We start from the raw sequence: 20007 nt of genomic DNA, 5'->3' as shown, positions 1-20007 counted from the left end.
ACGGGGTGGGGTAGGCGGCACGGGGAGGCGGGGTTGCTGGGGGGTGCCCGGGCGGGGCGGGGTTGCTGAGGGGTGCCGGGACCGGGTGGCCCGCTGGGCGGGTGGGCCCGAGGGCGGGGTTGCCTGAGGCGCCGGTTGGCTTTCGAATTTGACCGGCCTGAGAGCGCTCTCGGACGGGGCGCTCGTCGGCCCTGCGAAGCCCTGCGGGGTGCCGGGGTGCCCGCCGGCCCGCGTGGCGTGGGGCCGGGGAGCAGGGAGGGAAGCAACCGAAGGCGGCCTGTCAGGGCAGGACGAACCAGTCCATGCCGAACGCCGCGGCGAGGCCCACCACGAGGAGCCAGGAGGCAAGCCGGGTACGCCCGTTGCGGCTCAGCTCGATGACCACGCCGCACAGGATGAGAGCGATTCCATAAACGCCGACGACCAGCACCGAGGAACGGGTCGCCAGCCGTACGACGAGGATCACGCCGATCGCCACCATGAGCACACCGGCGGCGACCATGCGGATGCGGCGCGCCTGCCGGGGGGCAAGACCGCCCCGCGCGGGCGCGTCCTGGGGCGGGGCGCCCTCGGCGGAAGCGTGCGGGGTCGCGTCGGCGGGGGCCTGGTCGTCGAGAGCGTCCGGGGCGCCTTCGTTCCCACCACCCCCGCGTTGGGCGTCCGGGGTGACCGCTCCACGGATCTCCGGGTCACCCGCTGCCGGGGCGCCCGGGGATATCTCACCAGGGTGGGCCGCCGCACCCTTGACGGGCTCGCCCGGGGTGGCCACACCAGTCGCGCCCATGGCCGCCTCAGAGCCAGTCTCGGCACGCCCGCCCGAAGCGGCCGCATCAAGAGCGTCGTCCGCAGTCGCTTCGACCGAACCGGAGCCCGAACCACCCGCCACGCGCCCGCCTCCGCCCGAGGTGGCCCCGTCAAGCGCGTCCACGGCCGCCTCGACCGAACCAGAGCCCGAACCACCCGCCACGCGCCCGCCGGACGCGGCCTTGGGGTGGGCGGTGGCGCCCGGATCAGCCGCCGTCGCGCCTTCCGGGTCCTGGGTTGCGTTCAAGTCCCCTTCTGCACGCGGAAGTTGAGCGGCGCGAGGGGACGCCTCCCCGCCCTGCCGCTCCCCCGCCTCCGGGGCCCGCCCGGCGCTCGCGGACTGAGCCCGGGTGCCCTCGGAAGCGTCCCGATCGCCGGCTGCCTCGGCCCCACCCCGCTCCGAACGCGGCTTCGCCGCAGGCGATGGCTTCGCTCCGGTCGTTCCGGGGGCTTCCGGGGTCGCGTCCACCGCTTGGTCCTGATCCGAGGTGCTCATGAGCCGGATCGTAATCGTTGCCCGTTACCGTGTCCCACCCCGGCCATGCCTTCTCCCAAACCGCCGCCACAACAGCTGACGGCTCGTCACCACGCCCGTACGGGCGCGATGCCCTCACGGCGCGGGCGCGAGGGCGTCCAAGGTGGCGGGCCGCACCGCCGAGGTGGCCGCGGAGCCGCGCAACAGGGCCGCCAAGTCGCGGGGTTCGGCCTGTTCGGCGAGGGGTTGCGCCGTCGCGATCCGGTCGAGGCGGAAGCCCCGGCCCGCCCGGCGCGTACGGCACCAGGCGATGAGGTACCAGCGCCCCTCGGCGGTGAGCAGTCCCGCCGGTTCCACCACGCGGACGCTCGCGCGGCCGCCCGCGTCGAGGTAGGACAGCCGCAGGGCCGTGTTGGCGCTGAGAGCGCTCTCCACCGCGCTACGGACACCGCGGTCGCCCGGCGAGGGCAGCGTCACGATCCGGGCGGCGAGTTCGCGCGCCGCGGTCGACGCGGGACCGGTGATCGAGGCCGCGATCTTCTGGGCGGCCGTACGGGCGGCGCCCGCGTACGGGGCGCCGGCCCCGACCCCCGCGAGGGCCACCGTGAGGGCGGCGGCCTCATCGGCGGTGAACCGCACCGGCGGCAGGGTCATGCCGGGGTCGATCGACCAGCCCCCCGCCCCGCCCCGTCATCGTGCGCACCGGCACGCCGGTCTCCATCAGTGTCTGGAGGTCGCGCTGCACGGTGCGCGTACTCACCTCGCATCGCGCGGCGAGCGCCGCGACCGTCAGGGGCCTCGGCGCCGCCGCGCGCAGTTCTTCGACCAGCCAGTACAGACGGGCAGTACGGTTCACGTCGTCGGACGCTACCGTGCCGAGGCCAGGAAGCTTCCCTGGCGTCGCAGTTCCCGCTCGGTGATGGTGAGGGGGAACAGGGTGAAGCCGTGCATGGCCCCGGCGACGACATCGAGCCGTACGGGTGCGCCCGCCGCCCGCCACCGCGCGGCCAGAAAGAGGGAGTCGTCCCGCAACGGGTCCTCGGTTCCGACCACGATCCGGGCCGGCGGCAGTCCCGTGAGGTCGGCGAAGAGCGGGGACATGCCGGGATCGCGGCGCCGCTCGGCGTCCATGCCGGGCGTGAACTGCTCATAGGTGGAGCGCAGGGTGTCCGTGTTGCTCAGCGACCGCCGGGAACCGAACAGGCGCTGGCTCGGAGTCATCGACAGGCGTAGGGCCCGAACAGCAGGTGGGCCGCCCGGAACGCTCCGCTGACGCCGTGCCGGTCACGCAGGCGCAGCAGCGTCAGGACGCTCAGGTGCGCGCCGGCCGACTCGCCGCCGATCAGGAGCCGGCGGGTGCCGAATTCGGCCTCGGCGTTGTCCACCAGCCAGCGGGCGGCGGTCTCGCAGTCCTCGGGCCCGGCGGGGAAGGGGTGTTCGGGCGCGAGGCGGTACTCCACGCTCACCACGGCGACCCGGGCGTCTCGCGCCAGACGCCACAGGCGGTCGTCCTGCCCGTCGGCGGAGCCGAACGCCCAGCCGCCGCCGTGGATGTGCAGGTACACGCCGTCGACGCGCGGGGGTATGAAGGTCCGGACCCGCACCCCGCCCGCGAGGACGCGGTCGTGCCCATGGGGCAGTCGTACGGGAGGCGTGTCGCCGCCCAGGCGGTTGCGGCGAAGGGCGGCCAGCATGGTGGCGTCGGGCGCTCCCCGGCGTACCCGGCTGTCCGCGTCGGCCGCGAACCGTTCATTGAACGCCAGGGTCTCGGTGAGGCAGTCCTCGTCTTTGATCATCATGTGCGGCACGGTCGCAGCCGTCCGCGACACCGTCGTGTCACCCTTTTCCAGTGAGCCGCGTCACGTCCGCGCCGAGCCCCCCGCGCGCACACGACAGGGCGCGCAGCCGCGTCGCGGCGGTACGCGCCCTGGGGTGCTCGCACCGGCCCGCGAAGCGCCGGAACGAGGGGGCCTCAGTGGGAGTGGTGACCCATCCAGCCGCCCATCTGGCCCATCCACTCGGAGTGCTTACAGGCGCTGCCGAACGACGCGTTCCCGCCGTGCGCCGCGGCGAACGTGGCGCAGCTGCCCTTCCTGCCGCCGGAGTAGTGGTCGTCCCGGTCGTGGGCGAGCGCGGTGCCGGTGCTGCCGAGGATCGCGGCGACGGCGAGGACGCCGGCGGTGAGGGTGGTACGCATGCGCATGATTGCTCCTGTTCGAGCGGTTGGATGAGGAACAGGGTGATCAGTCCCCGGCGCCCGGGCCCGGCAAAACCGGTATCACCCGACCGCCGACGCGCCCGCTCCAAGTCCCCGCCGAGCCCCCGCGTCAGCCGGCACCCCGGCCGGGCGGCGCCGCGCTCCGCCCGGCTCGTGGCTCCTGCCGTCCAGGAACAGCGGGGTCGCGGCGGGGCGGGGCCGGGGCCACGGCCCTAACGGTGCTGTCCGGCCGCGCAGCTCGGGCCAGGATCGGGCCGGCACTCGCGGGTCATCGCCTCGGCCGCTCCCTTGGCGGCCGCGTAGGTCTCTGCCAGGGTGTTGCCCGGCGCCGCCCGGACCCGGCCGTCCCGAAGCCGGCCAGCGGGTCAGCGGGTCAGCGAGCCGGCCCGCCTCACCCGCCAGCCCGTCACGACCGCCAACCCGCCAGCCCGCCAACCTGTCAACCTGTCAACCTGTCACGCCAAAATCTCCACGTACCCGTCCGTCCCGTGCACCCGGATCCGCTGCCCGTCCCGGATCCGGCGGGTGGCGCCCTCCACGCCCACGACGGCGGGCAGGCCGTACTCCCGCGCGATCACCGCGCCGTGGGTCATCACGCCGCCCACCTCCGTGACCAGACCCGCGATCGCGACGAACAGCGGCGACCAGCTGGGGTCGGTGAAAGTGGTGACCAGGATGTCGCCCGCTTCGAGGTCGGCGTGCGCCATGTCCAGGACGACGCGGGCCCGCCCCTCGACGGTCCCGGCGGACACCGGGATGCCGCTCAGCGCGCCGGGCGGTACGTCGTCGCGCCGGTAGGCCCCGTTCAGGGCCTCGCCCTCCGAGGTGAGCACCCGGGGCGGCGTGAGCGCCTGGTAGGAGCGGAACGCTTCCCTGCGCTCCTGGAGGAGACGGCCGTCCACCCGGCCCGAGCGTGCGACGTCACGCAGTTCCTCGAACCTGAGGTAGAAGATGTCCTCCTCCTCGTCGAGCACCCCGGCTCGCACCAGCCGCCCGGCCTCCTTCAGGAGGGCCTGCTTGTAGACGAAGTACCGGCTGATGATGCCGTACTTGGGGTACTCCCGGTATCCGGTGAAGGTCCTGACGCGCCTGATCACGCGCTCGGTCTCGGCGGCCTTGTCATCCCCGTCCGGCAGGGCCCGCAGGCGGGCCAGCACATCCTGTTCCTTGGCCAGCGCCTTCTGCCGCCCCTGCTCGAACCGCCGCTGCGCCGCGCCCGGTTGGAAGTTCCTGACGTTGTCGAGGATGACCGGCACGAGAGTCGAGGGGCGTTCGCTCCAGCGTGGCCGGGTGATGTCGATCTCGCCGACGCAGCGCATGCCGTACCGGTCGAGATAGGACTCGATGGCGGCACGCGCCTCGGCCCCGCCCGTGAGCTTTCCCAGCTCCTCCAGGAAGCCGTTGCCCGCGACATCCCCGACGCCCCCCAGGTACGCGACCACCTCCGGGTACGGGCGGATGGCGTCCGCGACGTCGAGCAGCGCCAGGCCCATCTCCGAGGTGACGTTGTCGGGGGCGGACAGGATGAGCGTGTCCGCCGCGTTCTTCTCGCCCAGCCACTCAAGGAGCTTGTCGTTGAGCCACCAGGTAGCCTCCATGCCGGCCATGATCGCCCGCATGCTCAGCGGATCACCGAGCTCGCGCTTGTGCGTGGCGAACGCGTCGAGCAGGAAGTCGAAGAGCGCCGGTCCGCTCTTCGTCTCGATGTCGCGCTTGAGGGCGGCGACGGCGGCACGGTTGCGTTCGATCAGTCCGGTGACAATGGCCGGGTCGGTCTCGATCGGGGCGGCGGGCGCGCCGCCGGGCGCCGGACCGGCGGGCCGCGCGTCGGGAAGCGACGGAAGGAACCCGTCGCGGGCGAGGACGGTTTCCAGCGCGTCCCTGGTCAGCGGATCGCCGCGCCCGATGAGGTCGAGCAGGCCCGCGCGGCTCGTGGGCGAGGCAAGCCGCCGGGTGGCGTCGACGAACAGCCTCCCGCCGGCCTCGGGCATCGGCGCCATGGCCGTCAGCTGCCACACCGAGAGCCCCAGTGGCTTGATGGCGTCGGTCATCATCTGCTGGTGGCCGACGGAGAGATAGACGTGGTTCTCCTCGTCCCCGCTGTCCGGGACCGGGAACAGCGTCGTGATCGGGCGGCTCTGCACGATGTGGAAGGTGTCGCCGACCAGGCACCATTCGACGTCCTGCGGGCGGCCGAAGTGCGCCTCGATGCGTCGTCCGAGTTCCACCAGCCGTACGGCCTGCGCGTCCGTCAGCGCCGGCTCCTCCTGACGCCCCGCGTCGATGGCCACCTCACGCGTACCGCCGCCGGGCACGGCGTCGACGGCGCACGCCTTCGCGGCGATCGTCCTGGCGAGGACCTGGCCGTCGCGCACCTTGAAGACGTCCGGATTCACCAGGCCGGAGACCAGGGCCTCACCAAGGCCGAACCCGGCGTCCACGGTGGCGATCGCGCGGTTGCCCGTGACGGGGTCGGCCGTGAACATCACGCCCGAAGCCCGCGGCTCGGCCATCCGCTGCACGACCACGGCCATGCGCACCGCGCGGTGGTCGATGCCGTTGCGCTCCCGGTAGGTCACGGCCCGCTCCGTGAACAGCGAGGCCCAGCACCGGCTGATGTGCCGCAGGATCTCCGCCGGCCCCACGATGTTGAGGTACGTGTCCTGCTGACCGGCGAAGGAGGCGGTCGGCAGGTCCTCAGCCGTCGCGCTGGACCGCACGGCGTACGCGTCCCGCTCGCCGTGCCGGGTGAGCGCGTCGGTGATCTCGGCGGCGAGGTCGCCTGGAAGGGGGATCTCTTCGATGGTCCGGCGCAGCTGTGCGCTGAGCGTACGGACGGCGTCCCGGTCCTCCGGTTCCACGCGGGCCAGCCGCTGGAGGAGTTGGCCGACCGATGGCTGTCGGGCCACGACCCTGGCGAAGGCCTCGGTCGTCACGCAGAAGCCGTCCGGCACCTCCACCCCCTCGATCCGCGCGAGGGCGCCCAGGTGCCCGGCCTTGCCGCCGACGAGCGCGAGCGGCGTCCCGTCGGCCTCCTGAAGATCCAGCACGTACTGCTCAGTCACTGCGTTGCCTCCGAGGCGTGGTGCTCCGTCGATGTGCGGCGGACGGTCGCGTCCTGGCCGCCCGGCCCTTTCGGCTGGTGTCGGGCGCCGATTCTGCGCTCCCCCCTGGGCCTTGTGGCAAGCCCCCCGGTGCGCTATATCTTGAGACAGGCGGGGAGAAGTGTCTCCCTGCCTTTGTCATGTGGTCTGCCTCTGTCATGTGGCCTGCCTTGGTCATGTGGGCCTCGGCGGGGCGCCCAGGCCGGGCGCGCCGACCACACGCGCGCCCGTGGCCACTCGGGACGGCTCCCCACCCCCATCCCCCTCGGACAGCGCCCTTCGCGACTGCGCCAAGCGCGCCCGCGTCCACCCGCGCCGGCCCTCCCGCGAGCATGATCCGAACGTGACGGAGGCACATCCCGGTGGCGCTGTCGGCGTTCCGCCCATCGACAGATGACGAAAAAGCGCCACCGACCTTTCATACATCTGTACGAAGTGGGGGCGGGGAGGTTCTGCGAGAGTGCGGTTCGCGACAAGGAGCCGGTCCGGTCGCGGAGTTGGGGGTTCCGGCGGCACCACGCGGTCCGTGATGAGCTGTGCTCACCTGCGCCGATGACCAGGCCCGGAGTTTTTTGCCGATGACCACGCCCAGAGATTTCTCCGGCCGTCGAGTCCCCTCGGGGCGCCGACTGTCGGCGGTCGAGGAGGACTTGAGTGACGCATTCGCCTCAGGAGGCTGTTGTGACGGATGAGACAGACGAGAACAAGACGCGCAAGAACGGCCTGTACGGGGGCGTGAGCACCGAGCTCACCGAGAACATGAGGCAGGGCTGGGCGGACACCGAACGCCGCGACCTCCAGCCCATCGCGCAGGCGCCGCACACCGCGCGCCGCCGGGCGGCGCTGTCCGCCCAGTTCCCCGGTGAGCTCCTGGTGATCCCCGCCGGCAACCCCAAGGTGCGCTCCAACGACACGGACTACCCTTTCCGGCCGTCGTCGGACTACGTGTACCTGACGGGTGATCAGTCGCAGGACGCCGTCCTGGTTCTCGAGCCGGGCGAGAGCGGCGGGCACCAGGCCGTCGCCTACGTGCTGCCCCGCTCCGACCGCGAGTCCGGCGAGTTCTGGCTCGACTACCACGGCGAGCTCTGGGACGGCCGGCGCAACAGCCTCAGCGAGAACGAGCGCCTGCTAGGCCTGCCCTGCCGTGATGTCCGCACCCTGACCGGCCGGCTGGCCGAGGCGCGTGGACCGATCCGGCTGCTGCGCGGGTACGACGCGGCCGTCGACGCCACACTGAGCGACAAGGTCACCGCCGAGCGGGACATCGAGTTCCGGATCGCGCTCTCCGAAATGCGCCTGGTCAAGGACGAGTTCGAGATCGCCGACCTGCGTCACGCCGTCCAGGCCACCGCGCGCGGTTTCGAGGACGTCGTGGGCATCCTCGGCACGGACCGGCCGACCCTGGAGCGGGCCATCGAGGGCACGTTCTGGATGCGCGCGCGGATCGAGGGCAATGACGTGGGGTACGCCTCGGTCTGCGCCGCCGGCCCGCACGCAACGACCCTGCACTGGGTGCGCAACGACGGCGAGGCCCGCCCCGGCGACCTGCTGCTGCTGGACGCCGGCGTGGAGAGCCGCAATCTCTACACCGCCGACGTCACCCGCACCCTGCCCGTCGACGGCCGCTTCACTCCCGCGCAGCGCAAGGTGTACGACGCGGTGTACGCGGCGCAGTCGGCCGGCATCGCCGCCGTCAAGCCGGGCGCCAAGTACCGGGACTTCCACCACGCCGCCCAGCGGGTGCTGACCGAACACCTCGCCTCCTGGGGCCTGTTCGGCAGCCGCTCGGTGGACGAGGCGTACGAGCTCGGGCTCTTCCGGCGCTGGACCCTCGCCGGCACCGGGCACATGATCGGCCTCGACGTCCACGACTGCGCCAAGGCCCGTACCGAGCTGTACGTCGAGGGCACCCTCGCCGCGGGCATGGTGCTGACCGTCGAGCCCGGGCTGTACTTCCAGTCGGACGACCTGACCGTCCCGGAGGAGTTCCGGGGCATCGGCATCCGGATCGAGGACGACATCCTGGTCACCGAGGACGGCAACGAGAACCTGTCGGCCGACCTCCCCCGGGCCGCCGACGAGGTGGAGGCCTGGATGGCCCGGCTGCGGGGCTGACGGCGACCGCCGTGGCCGGCCGCACAACGGCGTGCGGCCGGCCACGGCCAGGACCACGGGGTCCTCCGGCGAGAACGGATCACCACACGAGGGGACGCGAGTGATGGAACAGCAGGACGGTTCGCGCGGGTTGCGCAGCCACGATCATCAAGTACCGGACGCGGTGGCGGAGGTCTTCCGGCACGGCTGGGCCGACACGAGCCGGCCCGCGAGGCCCGGGTCGGGAGCCGCGTGGGCGGCCAAGCGGCGGGCCGCGGTGTCCGAGCGGTTCCCCGGCGAGCGGATCGTCGTTCCGTCCGGTGGCCTCAAGACCCGCAGCAACGACTTCGACTACGCCTTCCGGCCGCACTCCGCGTACATCCATCTCACCGCCGAGCTGGGCACGCGAGCGGTGCCGGACAGCGTGCTGGTCTTCGAGCCGACCGGGCAGGGGCACGAGGTCACGCTGTTCACCCGGCCGCGCTCGCCCCGTGACGCCGGGCCGCGCGGCGCGGAGTTCTACAGCGACCGCCGGCACGGCGAGTTCTGGGTCGGCAGGCGCCGGACGCTCGCCGAGACCGCCGGTGACCTCGGCATCGAGACGCGCTCCCGCGACGACTTGGAGCGGGCACTCGCCGGCGGCGTGCCGACCCGGGCCGTGCGGGGCGAGGACGCGGTCGTCGACGCCCTGGTGACGCCGTCCGCGCCCGGCGACGCCGAACTGCTCGCCTTTCTGGCCGAGTCGCGCCTGGTCAAGGACGAGTGGGAGATCGAGCAGCTGCGTACGGCGGTGGGGAACACGCTGGCCGGCTTCCACGACGTCGCCGCCGAACTGCCGTACGCCACCCGCCTGGAGCGGGGCGAGCGCTGGATCGAGGGCACCTTCAACCGGCGGGCGCGGCTGGAAGGTTATGGCCTGGGATTCGAGACGATCGCGGCGGCCGGTAACCATGCGTGCGTCCTGCACTGGATGCACAACGACGGTCCGGTGCGCGAGGGCGATCTGCTGCTCCTCGACGCGGGCGCCGAGGCCGACACGTTCTACACCGGGGACGTGACCCGGACGCTGCCGGTCGGCGGCCGCTTCACCGACGCTCAACGCCGGGTGTACGAGCTGGTGTTCGCCGCGCAGTCCGCGGGCATCGCCGCTCTTCGGCCCGGCGCGCCCTACGGCGCGTTCCACGACGCGGCGACGCGGGTCATCGCCGAGGGCCTTGACGCCTGGGGCCTGCGGCCCGGCGGCGACGTGGTCGCGCACGAGTCGGCCCTGTACCGCAGGTACACCGTCTGCGGCACCGGTCACATGCTCGGTCTCGACTGCCACGACTGCGCCTCGGCCCGCAGCGAGACCTACGCCCGGGGCGTGCTCCGCGAGGGCCATGTGCTCACCGTCGAGCCCGGACTGTACTTCCAGCCCGACGACTTGACGGTCCCTCAGGAGCTGCGGGGCATCGGCGTGCGCATCGAGGACGACTTCCTCATCACGGCCGACGGCGCGGAGTGTCTTTCGTCGGGCCTGCCACGCGCCGCCGACGACGTCGAGGCGTGGATGGGCGCGTCGCGGTGAGAGCCCCCCGCCCCCTGGTCGACCAGGTCTGCGGACAGCTGCGGCAGGCCGGTGCGGTGGCGGTGGTCGGACCCACCGGGTTCGGCAAGTCCGCGGTCCTCGACGCGGTGTGCACCGTGTGGGAGACCTCGGGGGACCCGGTGGTCAGGCTCAGTTCGGCGCCCGGCGACACCCATCTGCCGTATGTGCCCTTCATGGATCTGTTCACCGTCTGCCCGGACGACGTCAGCCGTGAACTCTCCGACGTGCAGCGGTCGACGATCGACTGGGTCCTGCGGCGGGTCACCGGTCCCGAGCCCGATCCCGCGGTCCTGCGCGTCACGGTCCTGTCCTGCCTGCAGGCCTGGGGGCGCAGGGCCCGGCTGTTGCTCACCGTCGACGACGTGCACTGGTGGGGGCGGGACAGCCTGGGCGTCTTCGGTTACGCGGCACGCCGCAGCCGGGGCAGCGTGTCGTTGCTCGCCGCCCTGCGGCCCGGCGGGCCGCCCGCGCACGACGTCCTGGGCGGCGACGCCGTGGAGATAACGGTGCCCACGCTCAGACCGCAGGAGTCGGCCGCCGTCGTACGGTCCTTCGGGATCCCGCTGCGCACCGCCGCGCGCATCCACACGGCGACGGGCGGCAACCCCCGGCTCGTCTCGGAGATCGCCGCCGGGCTCGCCCGCGCCGGGACGCCGGCGGTGCTCGACGTCCAGCCGCTCGCCCCCTATGCCCGCAAGGCACTGCGCGCCTGGCTCTCCGGGCTCGCGGCGCCGGTGCACTGGGTGCTGCTGCTCGCCGCGCTGGCCGCCGACCCCTCGCTCGACACCGTCCGGCGCGCGGGCGGCCCGTGCGCCGACACGGCCCTGGCGGACGCCGAGGCCGCGGGTCTGATCCAAGTGGGCGCCACCGTGCGCTTTCCCGCCCCGGTCGTCCGTGAGGGCATCATCGCCGAGGCCAGCGGCGAGGCGGTGAGCCAGGCCCATCTCGCCCTCGCCACCGCCTCCTCCGCCGATGAGGACCGGGTCTGGCACCAGGCCTCCGCGCTGGCCCCGGCCGGGCTGCCCGCGTATCTGGTCCCGGCGCTCCTCGGCGCCGCCGCAGAGGCGCGGGCCGGCGCCGACCACGCCAGGGCCGCCGAGTTCGGCCTCCTCGCGGGCGCGAGGCCCGGCGGCGACCAGCACCGCCTGCTGGTCGCCGCCGCCCAGGACGCCGAGGCGGCGGGCCGCTTCGACCTGGCCCGCGCGGCGCTCGACCAACTGGAGCGCGGCCGGGCCGCACCCGAGGCCCGCGCCCGGGCCCGGCTCGCCGTGGTGGACGCCGCCGGACGGGGGGCCGCACTGGTCGAACACCTGGCGGCCCAGGCCCTGGCCGAGGCCACGGCCGCCGACGATCCGGGTCTGATCGCGGCGACCCATCTGCGGCTGGCCCGTGGCCTGCGGCTGAGCCGGGGCTGCCACCCCGAGGCCCTTGGCCACGCCTGGTCCGCCGAGGAGTGGGCGGGACGCGCCGGTGACGCCGCGACCCGTGCCGCCGCCCTGGCCCTGACGGCGCTGATCGAGCAGGGCTCGGGATCGGCCGGCCACGGCGCGCTGCTCGGGCGGGCGCTGGCGGCGGGTCACGGCCACGGCGCGGGCCCCGCCCCGGGGACACCACGCCGTACCGCTGTCGCCTTCGCCCTCCTCGACGACCGGGTCGACGAGGCCGCCCGGCTCCTCGATGAGGCTCCGGCCCCCTGTCGCGCCGACCGGCTTCGGCTGCTGGCCGGCTCCGTCCGCGTCCACGCCCTGCGCGGTGAGGGCGCCGCCGCCCGCGAGGAGGCGGGCCACCTGCTCGCCCTCACCCGTGATCTCGGGGCATCCCCCGGGCCCGCCTGGCATGCGGCCGCGCTCGCCGAACTCGCCGGCGGCAGCCTGGAAGAGGCCCTGGCGTGCGCCGATCTCGGCCTCACGGCCTCACGTGAGGAAGCCGACACGGTCCTTGCCGCGCACTGTCTGCATCTGTCCGGTGCGACCCGGCTGCTGCTGCGCGACACCGGCGGAGCGCTTGCCGATCTGCTCGGCGTCCGTGACCTGGCGCGGGAGTTGGGCATGCGCGATCCGGCGGAGATCCGCTACGACGCCGACCTCGCCGAGGCGCTGCTCGCCGCCGGTGACCTCCCGGCCGCGCTGCGGACGGTCGCATCGGCCCGGCGCCGGGCCGAGGACCTGCGACGCCGTGGCGTCCTTGCCTCGCTCGCCCGCGCGGAGGCCCTGTGCCACACGGCGGCGGGCGACTTCGACCGGGCCGAGGAACTGCTGGACGAAGCCCGGCGCGCCTTCGAGGCGCTGGGGCATCCGTTGCAGCGCGGGCGGGTGCTGCTCGCCCACGCGTCGGTCGAGCAGCGCCGCAGACGCCCCGCCCGCGCCAGGGAACTCCAGGCCGCGGCCGAGGCGGTGTTCCGCGGGGCGGGCGCGCCGCTGTGGGGGCCGCCGCGGTCCGAGGCCGCCCGGGCGCAGGCCTGGCAGGCCGGGCTCACCGACGCCGAGCGGCGCATCACCGAGCTCGTCGTCGAAGGGCTCGCCAACCGTGACATCGCGGCCGCCCTGTACATCAGCGTCAAGACCGTGGAGGCGGTCCTCACCCGGATCTACCGCAAGTTGCAGGTGCGCTCGCGCGTCCAACTGATGGCGCTGGTACGCAAGGACGACCACCGGGCGGCCCGCTGACCCGGGCCGTCCGGACCGCCATGTGCCGGGGCGCTCAGTCCTCGTACCAGCCGACCGATCCCAGGATGCTCGACGCCGCCGCCCCCGGTTCGGCCCCGCCCGGGGCGGGGACGTCGTAGCGCACCCCGCATCCCGTCATGCGACCGCCCATGAACAGCGGTCCGAACACCGCGCCCGTGCTGATGCCGAGGTAGCTGTCCCGGTCGCGGTCCAGGACGTCCGCGCGGATCCTGGTGCTGTGGACGGCCTCCTGCGCTATCCAGGTGCCGGCCGCCTTCGCCCTGGTGATCACGTGCTCCCAGGCGGCGGGTTCGGTCCTCGAGCCGATGTGCACGTCGAAGTTCTGGTCGCCGTCGGAACGCTTGACGACGAAGTCCTCCCGGCGCCGGCGCAGCAGCTCCTCCAACTGCCATGTCTCGCCCTGGAATTCCACCTTCTCCTCCCGTATGCCGCGCGACCACGGCAGGTAGCGCCGCGTGAACGCGCGGTCCTCGTCACTCATCCAGTCCTGGCCCTTGGACAGCAGCGCGAACAGCTGCTTGTTCGCCGCCTGGTAGGAGCTCTGCGGGGTGAGCACGGCCGAGCCGCACTTCCTGATCCTCAGCAGCGGCCGGATGTCGCGGCCCGCGTCCAGCCACTCCTGCGGCACCGTGCGCTCCAGGACCAGCGGGTGGGGCGCCCGGCCGGCGTCGAGGGCTCCGATGAACTCGTCGGTGTCGAAGTAATCGGCGGCGATACCGGACTTCCGCAGCGACTCGACCTCGATGTCGTAGTACCTGCGGCTCCCCGTGTACCCGCCGACGAAGACGTCCGGCAGATAGCCGACGACCGCCACGCCCGGATCGAGCCCCAGTTCGCCGAGGACGCTCCGCAGGACGTCCGCGCGTGCCTTGAGGGGGTCGGCGAGGATGAGCGTGCCGAGCACCGCCTCGGACAGCAGCTGCCGCCACAGATCGTTGAGCAGATGGAGGTAGACCTGCCCGCCGGTGGAGGAGCAGAAGTTGAACTCGATGAACTTCCAGCCCGCGTCGGTGAGGATGACGTCCGGGCGGCCCATCACCGTGGCGTAGGCGTTCTCGAACTCCTCGTCGCCGTAGAACGCCGTCAGGCGCTCGTCCAGGCCCAGTGCGCGGTGCCGGGCGAGGCAGTCCTCGCCCAGGTGCCGCACCGCGCGGCGCAGCAGGTCGGCCAAGTAGGCGACCGCGCCCTCCAGTTCGGCTCCTTGGGCGGCGGGCCTGACGACGGGGCCCGCCGGGGCGATCCGGTCGAACCAGAACGTCCTGAAGCCCCGCAACTGGTGGTCGAACGCGTTGATCAGGGTGCGGGGATCCGGTACGTGCGGCCCTCGCGCCGCACCCACCCGCAGCGCCGCCGAGGTGTCTTCCATGGTGTCTTCCGCTCTGTCCGGCGTGTTGGGTCCGGACGGGTCTGCCGGTCCGGCTTGTCTTCTCATTTCAGGACGGGCCGGGTCTCGCGCCGGCCGAACTCGGCCTCCAGCGCGAGACCGGCCCGCAGCAGGTCCGCCTCGCCGAAGGCGCGCCCCACCAGCTGCACCCCGATGGGCAGGCCGTTGCCGGCGAACCCCAGGGGCACGGACAGGGCGGGGTGTCCGGTGACGGCGAACGGGATGGTCTGCATGTCGTTGGCGAGCTTCGGCGGGGGCCAGTCGGTGCCGAACGCGTCGACCCGGGCCGCGGTGGTCTGCCCGCAGGCCGTGACCAGCACGTCGTGACCGGCGAAGATCCGCCGGTCGAGCGCGGCGGTGAGCTGCTCGCGCACCTCGTGGGCCCTGCGCAGTTCGGCCGGCCCGACGCCCGCGCCGGGCATCAGCTTCTGGTAGGTGTAGCGGCCGAACGAGCGGGGCGAGCGGCGCAGGTTCTCCTCGTGCACCGCGAAGCCCTCGGCCATGAGGACGACGCGGCCGCAGGCGTCGAAGACCTCGTACGGCGGCAGATGGCACTCCTCGACGATCGCGCCGAGCTTGTCGAGGTGGTCCAGGGCCCGGTCGATGCTCTCGGTGATCTCGCCGAGGGTCCCGGGGTCGGCCGCGTACCAGTCCTTGGCGTACGCCACGCGCAGTCCCTTGACGTCGCCGTCGAGGGCGCCGAGGAAGTCGGGCGCGGGGGTGTCGCGGGTGCGGGCGTCGCGGGGGTCGGGGCCCGAGACGACCTGGAGCGCGACGGCGGCGTCGGCCACCGTCCAGGCCAGCGGGCCGAAGTGGTCCATGGTGGGTGCCAGCGGGGTCGCCCCGTGGCCGGAGACACTGCCGTACGTGGGTTTCAGGCCGACCGCTCCGCAGTGGAAGGCGGGGCCGCGCAGCGAGCCCGCCGTGTCGGAGCCGAAGGTGACGCGCAGGAACCCGGCGGCCACCGCCGCGCCCGCTCCCGACGAGGAGCCGCTGGTGATGTGGTCGCTGTTCCACGGGTTGCGGGCCGGCGGGAAGGGCAGGTCGTGGCTCGGGCCGCCGAAGGCGAACTCGTAGGTGGCCAGTTTGCCCAGGAGCACACCGCCGCCGGCCCGCAGGCGGGCCTCCACGGCGCTGTCCTCGGTGGCGACGCCATTGAGGGTGAGGTGGGAGTGGTTGGTGGTGGGCAGGCCCTCGACGTCGAGGATGTCCTTCAGGGCGTAGGGGATGCCGTGCAGCGGGCCCCGGTCGGTGCCGGCCCGCAGTTCGCGGTCGGCCCGGGCGGCGCGGCGCAGCGCGAGGTCGCGGGTGACCAGGACGAAGGCGTGCAGGTCGCCGTCGTGCGCGTCGATCAGGCTCAGCGCGTGCTCCACCAGCTCCACCGAGGTGAGGCGTCCGGCCCGCAGCAGCGCGCCGGCCTCCACGACGGACAGTTCGGTGAGGGCGCCGGGGTCCGCGGTGACGGTCTCAGACATCGGAGACCTCCACTGCGCGCAGCAGCTCGCTCATCGCCCGCAGGGAGCGGGCGCCGGCCAGGACGCCGGGGGCCAGATCGGGCGGCATCACGATGTCGCGGCGCGCGAGGGCGTCGGTGAACTCCCGGTCGGCGGCCGCCAGTTGGGCCTCCTGGGTGCCGGGGGGGCCGGCGCTCTCCTGTGTGCCGGGCTGTGCCACGTACGGTCGCCCCTTCGGTGCGGTGGATGCCTGCCGCGTCACCAGGTGGGCGCAGGTGATGAGGTCGAGCGATGCGTGCCCGGTGGAGCTGAAGACGGTGGTGCGCCCGGGCAGGCCGGTGTGGTCGCCGCTCACCAGGGATTCCAGGTCGATGGCCCCGCGGTGGATCTCGCCGGCTTCGGCGACGGCGATCTCGATGTCCTCGACGACGAGCGCGGCACGTTCCATCAGCGTGCGGGACACCTCACGCGAGTCGGTGGTGTGGGCGCCCATGCAGTTGATGTGCACATGGGGCGCGAGCCGCGCCGCGATCGGCAGCGGCCGCACGGACGTGGTCGCCGTGGAGATGACGTCCGCGCCTTCGGTGGCCTCCCGCGCCGAGGCGCAGACCCGCACGCGTGCCGAGGGGTCCGCGCGCCGGACGCGCGCGCACAGCACGTCGGCGTGGGCGGCGGTGCGCGAGTGGATGCGTACGTCGGTGATCGGGCGGGCCGCCGTGACCCCGAGGTACTGCTGCCAGGCCTGGACGCCCGATCCGATGATCGCGAGGCTCGTGGCGTCAGGAGCGGCGCAGCAGTCGGTGACCAGCGCCGTCACGGCCGCGCACTTCAGGTCGGTGACGAGTGCGCCGTCCAGTACGTCCAGCAGGTCTCCGGTGGCGGTGGAGAACACCGGAACCACCGAGGTCACGGTGGGGCCCGGGCCGTCGGTGATGGTGGCGGTCTTGTTGACGCACAGGCCGAGGTCGGCGCTGACGGCCGGCATGGAGAGGAACCGGGTGCCGTGGCCGTCCTCGACGACCTCGCGCAGCGGCACGGCCATCCGCCGCACCGCGCCGCCGCGCAGGCTCTGCCGCATCAGCGCGGCGACGGCCAGCACGTCGGTGCGGTCTCCCGTGCTGCCGTGCCCGGTCGTCTTGCCGTGCGGGGTCATCCGACGTCCGCCAGCACCTCGAGGAGGTCCGTCGCGAAGCGCTCGGTCAGCTCGGTGGGCATGTCGCCGCGCAGCATCATCCGCACGCCGGCCTGGCCACGGGCCACGATGGGGAAGAACATCGCGGAGCAGTAGTAACCGCGCCGGTAGAGCTCGGTGGAAAGGCGCACCGCCCGGTCGTTGTCGCCGACGGTCACGAACTTGATGTGCGACCCTTCGCCGCGCAGGCCGTGGCCGTCGAGCCGTTTGTCGAACAGGGCGATGTTGTGGGCGAGTTGGCGCTGGCGCTCACCGAGCAGGGGGCTTCGGTGGACTTCGAGCGCGCCGAGGGCCGTGCCGATCGCGGCCGTCCGCAGCCCCTGCGACCAGGCCAGTGGCCCGCTCCGGTACAGGAAGTCGAAGAGGTCGCGGTCACCGACCATCGCGATACCGCCGGTGGCGCCGAAGGCCTTGGCGATGGAGGCGACGACGATCGTACGGGGGCCGAGGGTGTCGAACACGGTGCGCGCGTAGCCCACTCCGCGCTCGCCCATGGCGGACAGGGCGTGCGAGTCGTCGAGGTAGACGAACATGCCGTACCGGTCCTGGAGGTCCTTGATGCCGGACAGGTCGGCCTGGCCGCCGGTGGAGTAGACGCCCTCGGCGACGTAGGCCACCCTCGGGTAGCGCTTGCAGACGTCTTCGAGGAACTGCGTGTCGTTGTGCGGGCAGGTCATCACCAGCGTCTCGTCGGCGATGACCGGCTTGAGGAAGTTCATGGAGAAGTGCGCGAACCGGTCGAAGACCACGACGAGCGGTTCCCCGTCGGTGAGGTGTCCGGAGGCGAGCAGCGGCAGGATCGCCGCGCTGAGCACACCGCAGGACACCGACGGCAGCACCTGGGCGCCGAAGTGCGCGCTCAGCTCCTCCTCCAGGCGTTCCATGATGCCGAGCCGGATCCGGAACTCCCCCATGGAAAGGCCGGTTATCTGCTCCTGTTCCAGTGCGGCGCGCCCGGCCTCGACCACCGTGGGGTGGCTGTTGAAACCGAGGTAGGAGCAGGACGAGAGGTTCGCGAACTCGTGCCCGGTGCGCAGGTCACGCAGCCGGTTCTGGCCCTCGACGGCCTCGACGACGAGGCCGAGCATGCCGTGCTTGCGCGACAGACCCCAGGCCTCCTCGCCGGCCGGCACCATCTTGCGGTTGTTGCGGTAGCGGTGGGGCCCTGTGATGTCCGCGACGTCCGTGATCTCTTCGCTCATCAGGCGCCCACCGCCTGGGCGCGGAGCCAGCCGCCGAGCCGGTTCACCGCTTCGCGTGCCTTGCCCAGGCGGGCGTGGTGCAGGTGCCACACGTGCACCATGCCGGGCCACACCTCCAGGACGCCGGTGCCGCCCGCGCGGCGCAGGCCGGCGGCGAAGCGCTCCGCGTCGCTGAGCAGGATCTCGCGGCTGCCCACCTGGAGCAGTACCGGGGGGAGCCCGGCGAGGTCCCCGAACAGCGGGGACACATACGGGTCGGTCCGGTCGGTGTCCCCCAGGTAGGAGGAGGTCACCAGGTCCACGACCGGCTTGTCCAGCATGGGGTCCTCATGTTCCAGGGTGCGGTAGCTCTCGCCGCTGCCGGTGAGGTCGGTCCACGGGGAGACGCAGGCCGCGGCGGCCGGCAGCGCGATCCCCGCGTCGCGCAGCCTCAGGAGCGTCGCGAGCACCAGGCCACCGCCCGCCGAGTCGCCCGCCAGGACGATCTGGCCGGCCGTGAGCCCGTCGTCCAGCAGGCTCCGGTAGGCGGCCACGGCGTCGTCCAGCGCCGCCGGATAGGGGTGTTCGGGGGCCCGCCGGTAGTCCACGAAGAACGTGCGGCAGCGGGCCACCCTCGCGATCTCGGCGACCATGTGGCCGTGGCTGCGCAGCGACCCGTACACATAGCCCCCGCCGTGCAGGTAGAGCGCGGTCAGGCGCCCTTCGGCGTTCGGCGGGGTCAACAGGTGGCCGCCGTCGCGCTGTTGGACCGCGATGTCGTCGGCGATCGGCATGCCCCACGCGTCGTAGAACAGCCGGGCCCTGCCGATGTCCATCGGCCACTCGTCCGCGGCGAGCGCCGCGAGCAGCGCGTCGAGCTCCTGGTGGTCGTGGTCGGACATGGCCGGCACCGTGAAGTGCACGGAGGTACTCATCGGCCCGTCCCGACGGGGTCCACGCCGCGGTGGTAGCGCTCGCGCGCCGCGTCGTCGGGGACCTGGAGGCTCGGCTGGGGGATCTCCAGGCGGTAGTGCCGGTACCACTTGTCCAGTTCCACGCCCTCGGCGAACTGGTACTCCAGGTGCCGGATGGGGCGGCGCGCCGGCAGCTTCGCGTCGGCGGGGCGGGGCTCGGAGCCGGCGTGCGCGAGGCCGCCGTCCACCTCGTTCAGGAGCACCACCATGACCAGGTCGGCCGAGAGGTCCACGTCCACGGCGGCGGCGTAGCCGTCGAGGACGGGTCCTGCGTGCTCCTCGCGGACGGCGACGTTGAAGCTGTGCGGCATCAGCTCCAGCAGGTCCGCGGGGTCCACGCCCCGCTCGCGGCAGTAGGCGCGGGTGTCGCACACCAGCGGGATGCCGCCGACGATGTTGGTGTTGGGGCCGTAGATGTTCCCGATGAAGGGCGTGCCGGCGTCGAAGTGCACGCACTTGGTGGTCAGGAACTCGCGCTCGGTGGTGTGGTCGCCGTTGGGCGTGAAGTGGGTGTTCTTGTTGTAGCCGTCGACGTCCATGCCGGCGATCCGGTCGTAGTCCATCTCCACGGGACTGAAGCGAGCGACGTCCACCCGCTCGCCGAAGGCGCGGAACAGGGACTCCAGGTAGTCGCGGGCGAGACCCGCGTGGTCCTGGTCGCGGACGTCGAGGCCGTGGCGCGCCAGCGTCTTGGCCAGGCCGTGGCAGACGGCGACGCCGTCGCCCTCGGCGACCAGGCGTACAAGGGTGGAGACGATCTCGTCACCGACGGCCTGGAGCCGGCCGTCGGCCAGCCGCGTCTCGTAGGCGGAGACGTCGATGATCACGTGCTGCGGAAGCTTCTTCATG

16 protein-coding genes are annotated in these 20007 nt (G+C 73.1%); 3 read left to right on the top strand and 13 right to left on the bottom strand.

Going from position 1 to position 20007, the window contains the following annotated elements:
• Positions 1-280 precede the first annotated feature (280 nt).
• From ABR738_RS33815 to rph, 7 genes are all read right to left on the bottom strand, one after another.
• On the bottom strand, positions 281-1051 hold the full coding sequence (locus ABR738_RS33815; protein ID WP_502964188.1) for a hypothetical protein: 771 nt from the start codon (positions 1049-1051) through the stop codon (positions 281-283).
• Positions 1052-1414: 363 nt separating this feature from the next.
• The gene (locus tag ABR738_RS33810) at positions 1415-1933 is read right to left on the bottom strand and encodes a helix-turn-helix transcriptional regulator (RefSeq protein ID WP_350233740.1); all 519 of its coding nucleotides are present in this window, start codon (positions 1931-1933) and stop codon (positions 1415-1417) included.
• On the bottom strand, positions 1899-2135 hold the full coding sequence (locus tag ABR738_RS33805) for a helix-turn-helix transcriptional regulator (RefSeq protein ID WP_350233739.1): 237 nt from the start codon (positions 2133-2135) through the stop codon (positions 1899-1901). Before ABR738_RS33805 ends, ABR738_RS33810 begins: the two co-directional genes overlap by 35 nt.
• An 11-nt stretch (positions 2136-2146) precedes the next feature.
• On the bottom strand, positions 2147-2500 hold the full coding sequence (locus ABR738_RS37810; RefSeq protein ID WP_502964187.1) for an alpha/beta hydrolase: 354 nt from the start codon (positions 2498-2500) through the stop codon (positions 2147-2149).
• Positions 2497-3078 (bottom strand): alpha/beta hydrolase, encoded by a 582-nt coding sequence (locus tag ABR738_RS37805; protein WP_502964186.1) that lies wholly within the window; start codon positions 3076-3078, stop codon positions 2497-2499. The genes ABR738_RS37810 and ABR738_RS37805 overlap by 4 nt, the downstream gene beginning before the upstream one ends.
• Positions 3079-3251: 173 nt before the next feature.
• On the bottom strand, positions 3252-3482 hold the full coding sequence (locus ABR738_RS33795; RefSeq protein ID WP_350233738.1) for a hypothetical protein: 231 nt from the start codon (positions 3480-3482) through the stop codon (positions 3252-3254).
• A gap of 470 nt (positions 3483-3952) precedes the next feature.
• Positions 3953-6562, bottom strand: a complete 2610-nt coding sequence (gene rph / locus ABR738_RS33790) for a rifamycin-inactivating phosphotransferase (RefSeq protein ID WP_350233737.1) — start codon at positions 6560-6562, stop codon at positions 3953-3955.
• A 720-nt stretch (positions 6563-7282) separates the two neighbouring features.
• Here rph and ABR738_RS33785 point away from each other — a divergent pair.
• The 3 genes from ABR738_RS33785 (at position 7283) to ABR738_RS33775 (ending at position 12952) form a co-directional block, all read left to right on the top strand.
• Entirely contained in the window at positions 7283-8719 is a 1437-nt protein-coding gene (locus tag ABR738_RS33785; protein ID WP_350233736.1) for an aminopeptidase P family protein, read from the top strand.
• 103 nt (positions 8720-8822) lie between these two features.
• Positions 8823-10265 (top strand): aminopeptidase P family protein, encoded by a 1443-nt coding sequence (locus ABR738_RS33780; RefSeq protein WP_350233735.1) that lies wholly within the window; start codon positions 8823-8825, stop codon positions 10263-10265.
• Positions 10262-12952, top strand: a complete 2691-nt coding sequence (locus tag ABR738_RS33775) for a helix-turn-helix transcriptional regulator (protein WP_350233734.1) — start codon at positions 10262-10264, stop codon at positions 12950-12952. Before ABR738_RS33780 ends, ABR738_RS33775 begins: the two co-directional genes overlap by 4 nt.
• 34 nt (positions 12953-12986) lie before the next feature.
• On the opposite strand, the gene ABR738_RS33770 is transcribed toward ABR738_RS33775, so the two are convergent.
• From ABR738_RS33770 to ABR738_RS33745, 6 genes are all read right to left on the bottom strand, one after another.
• Positions 12987-14339: a hypothetical protein gene (locus ABR738_RS33770; RefSeq protein WP_350233733.1), complete on the bottom strand. Its 1353-nt coding sequence runs from the start codon at positions 14337-14339 to the stop codon at positions 12987-12989.
• A 62-nt stretch (positions 14340-14401) separates the two neighbouring features.
• Positions 14402-15832 carry an amidase gene (locus ABR738_RS33765; RefSeq protein WP_350233732.1) on the bottom strand — a complete coding sequence of 477 codons (1431 nt, stop codon included), beginning with the start codon at positions 15830-15832 and terminating at the stop codon, positions 14402-14404.
• Positions 15825-16964, bottom strand: a complete 1140-nt coding sequence (locus ABR738_RS33760; protein ID WP_350233731.1) for an ornithine cyclodeaminase family protein — start codon at positions 16962-16964, stop codon at positions 15825-15827. The genes ABR738_RS33765 and ABR738_RS33760 overlap by 8 nt, the downstream gene beginning before the upstream one ends.
• Entirely contained in the window at positions 16961-18205 is a 1245-nt protein-coding gene (locus ABR738_RS33755) for an aminotransferase class I/II-fold pyridoxal phosphate-dependent enzyme (RefSeq protein ID WP_350233730.1), read from the bottom strand. The genes ABR738_RS33760 and ABR738_RS33755 overlap by 4 nt, the downstream gene beginning before the upstream one ends.
• Positions 18205-19119: an alpha/beta hydrolase gene (locus tag ABR738_RS33750; RefSeq protein ID WP_350233729.1), complete on the bottom strand. Its 915-nt coding sequence runs from the start codon at positions 19117-19119 to the stop codon at positions 18205-18207. Before ABR738_RS33750 ends, ABR738_RS33755 begins: the two co-directional genes overlap by 1 nt.
• Complete coding sequence (locus ABR738_RS33745) at positions 19116-20006, bottom strand: hypothetical protein (RefSeq protein ID WP_350233728.1); 891 nt, start codon at positions 20004-20006, stop codon at positions 19116-19118. The genes ABR738_RS33750 and ABR738_RS33745 overlap by 4 nt, the downstream gene beginning before the upstream one ends.
• Between the last annotated feature and the right edge of the window lies 1 nt (position 20007).

This window comes from Streptomyces sp. Edi4, assembly GCF_040253615.1.
Classification (GTDB): Bacteria; Actinomycetota; Actinomycetes; order Streptomycetales; family Streptomycetaceae; genus Streptomyces.
The sequence above is the reverse complement of the archived record's forward strand: the minus strand, read 5'-3'. Positions and strand labels throughout refer to the sequence as shown.

Bases quoted from the DNA above. Each gene is read 5' to 3' on its own strand.
- ABR738_RS33810 (WP_350233740.1), bottom strand. From the start codon at position 1,933: ATGACCCTGCCGCCGGTGCGGTTCACCGCCGATGAGGCCGCCGCCCTC.
- ABR738_RS37810 (WP_502964187.1), bottom strand. From the start codon at position 2,500: ATGACTCCGAGCCAGCGCCTGTTCGGTTCCCGGCGGTCGCTGAGCAAC.
- ABR738_RS37805 (WP_502964186.1), bottom strand. From the start codon at position 3,078: ATGATGATCAAAGACGAGGACTGCCTCACCGAGACCCTGGCGTTCAAT.
- ABR738_RS33795 (WP_350233738.1), bottom strand. From the start codon at position 3,482: ATGCGCATGCGTACCACCCTCACCGCCGGCGTCCTCGCCGTCGCCGCG.
- ABR738_RS33780 (WP_350233735.1), top strand. From the start codon at position 8,823: ATGGAACAGCAGGACGGTTCGCGCGGGTTGCGCAGCCACGATCATCAA.
- ABR738_RS33770 (WP_350233733.1), bottom strand. From the start codon at position 14,339: ATGGAAGACACCTCGGCGGCGCTGCGGGTGGGTGCGGCGCGAGGGCCG.
- ABR738_RS33765 (WP_350233732.1), bottom strand. From the start codon at position 15,832: ATGTCTGAGACCGTCACCGCGGACCCCGGCGCCCTCACCGAACTGTCC.
- ABR738_RS33760 (WP_350233731.1), bottom strand. From the start codon at position 16,964: ATGACCCCGCACGGCAAGACGACCGGGCACGGCAGCACGGGAGACCGC.
- ABR738_RS33755 (WP_350233730.1), bottom strand. From the start codon at position 18,205: ATGAGCGAAGAGATCACGGACGTCGCGGACATCACAGGGCCCCACCGC.
- ABR738_RS33750 (WP_350233729.1), bottom strand. From the start codon at position 19,119: ATGAGTACCTCCGTGCACTTCACGGTGCCGGCCATGTCCGACCACGAC.
- ABR738_RS33745 (WP_350233728.1), bottom strand. From the start codon at position 20,006: ATGAAGAAGCTTCCGCAGCACGTGATCATCGACGTCTCCGCCTACGAG.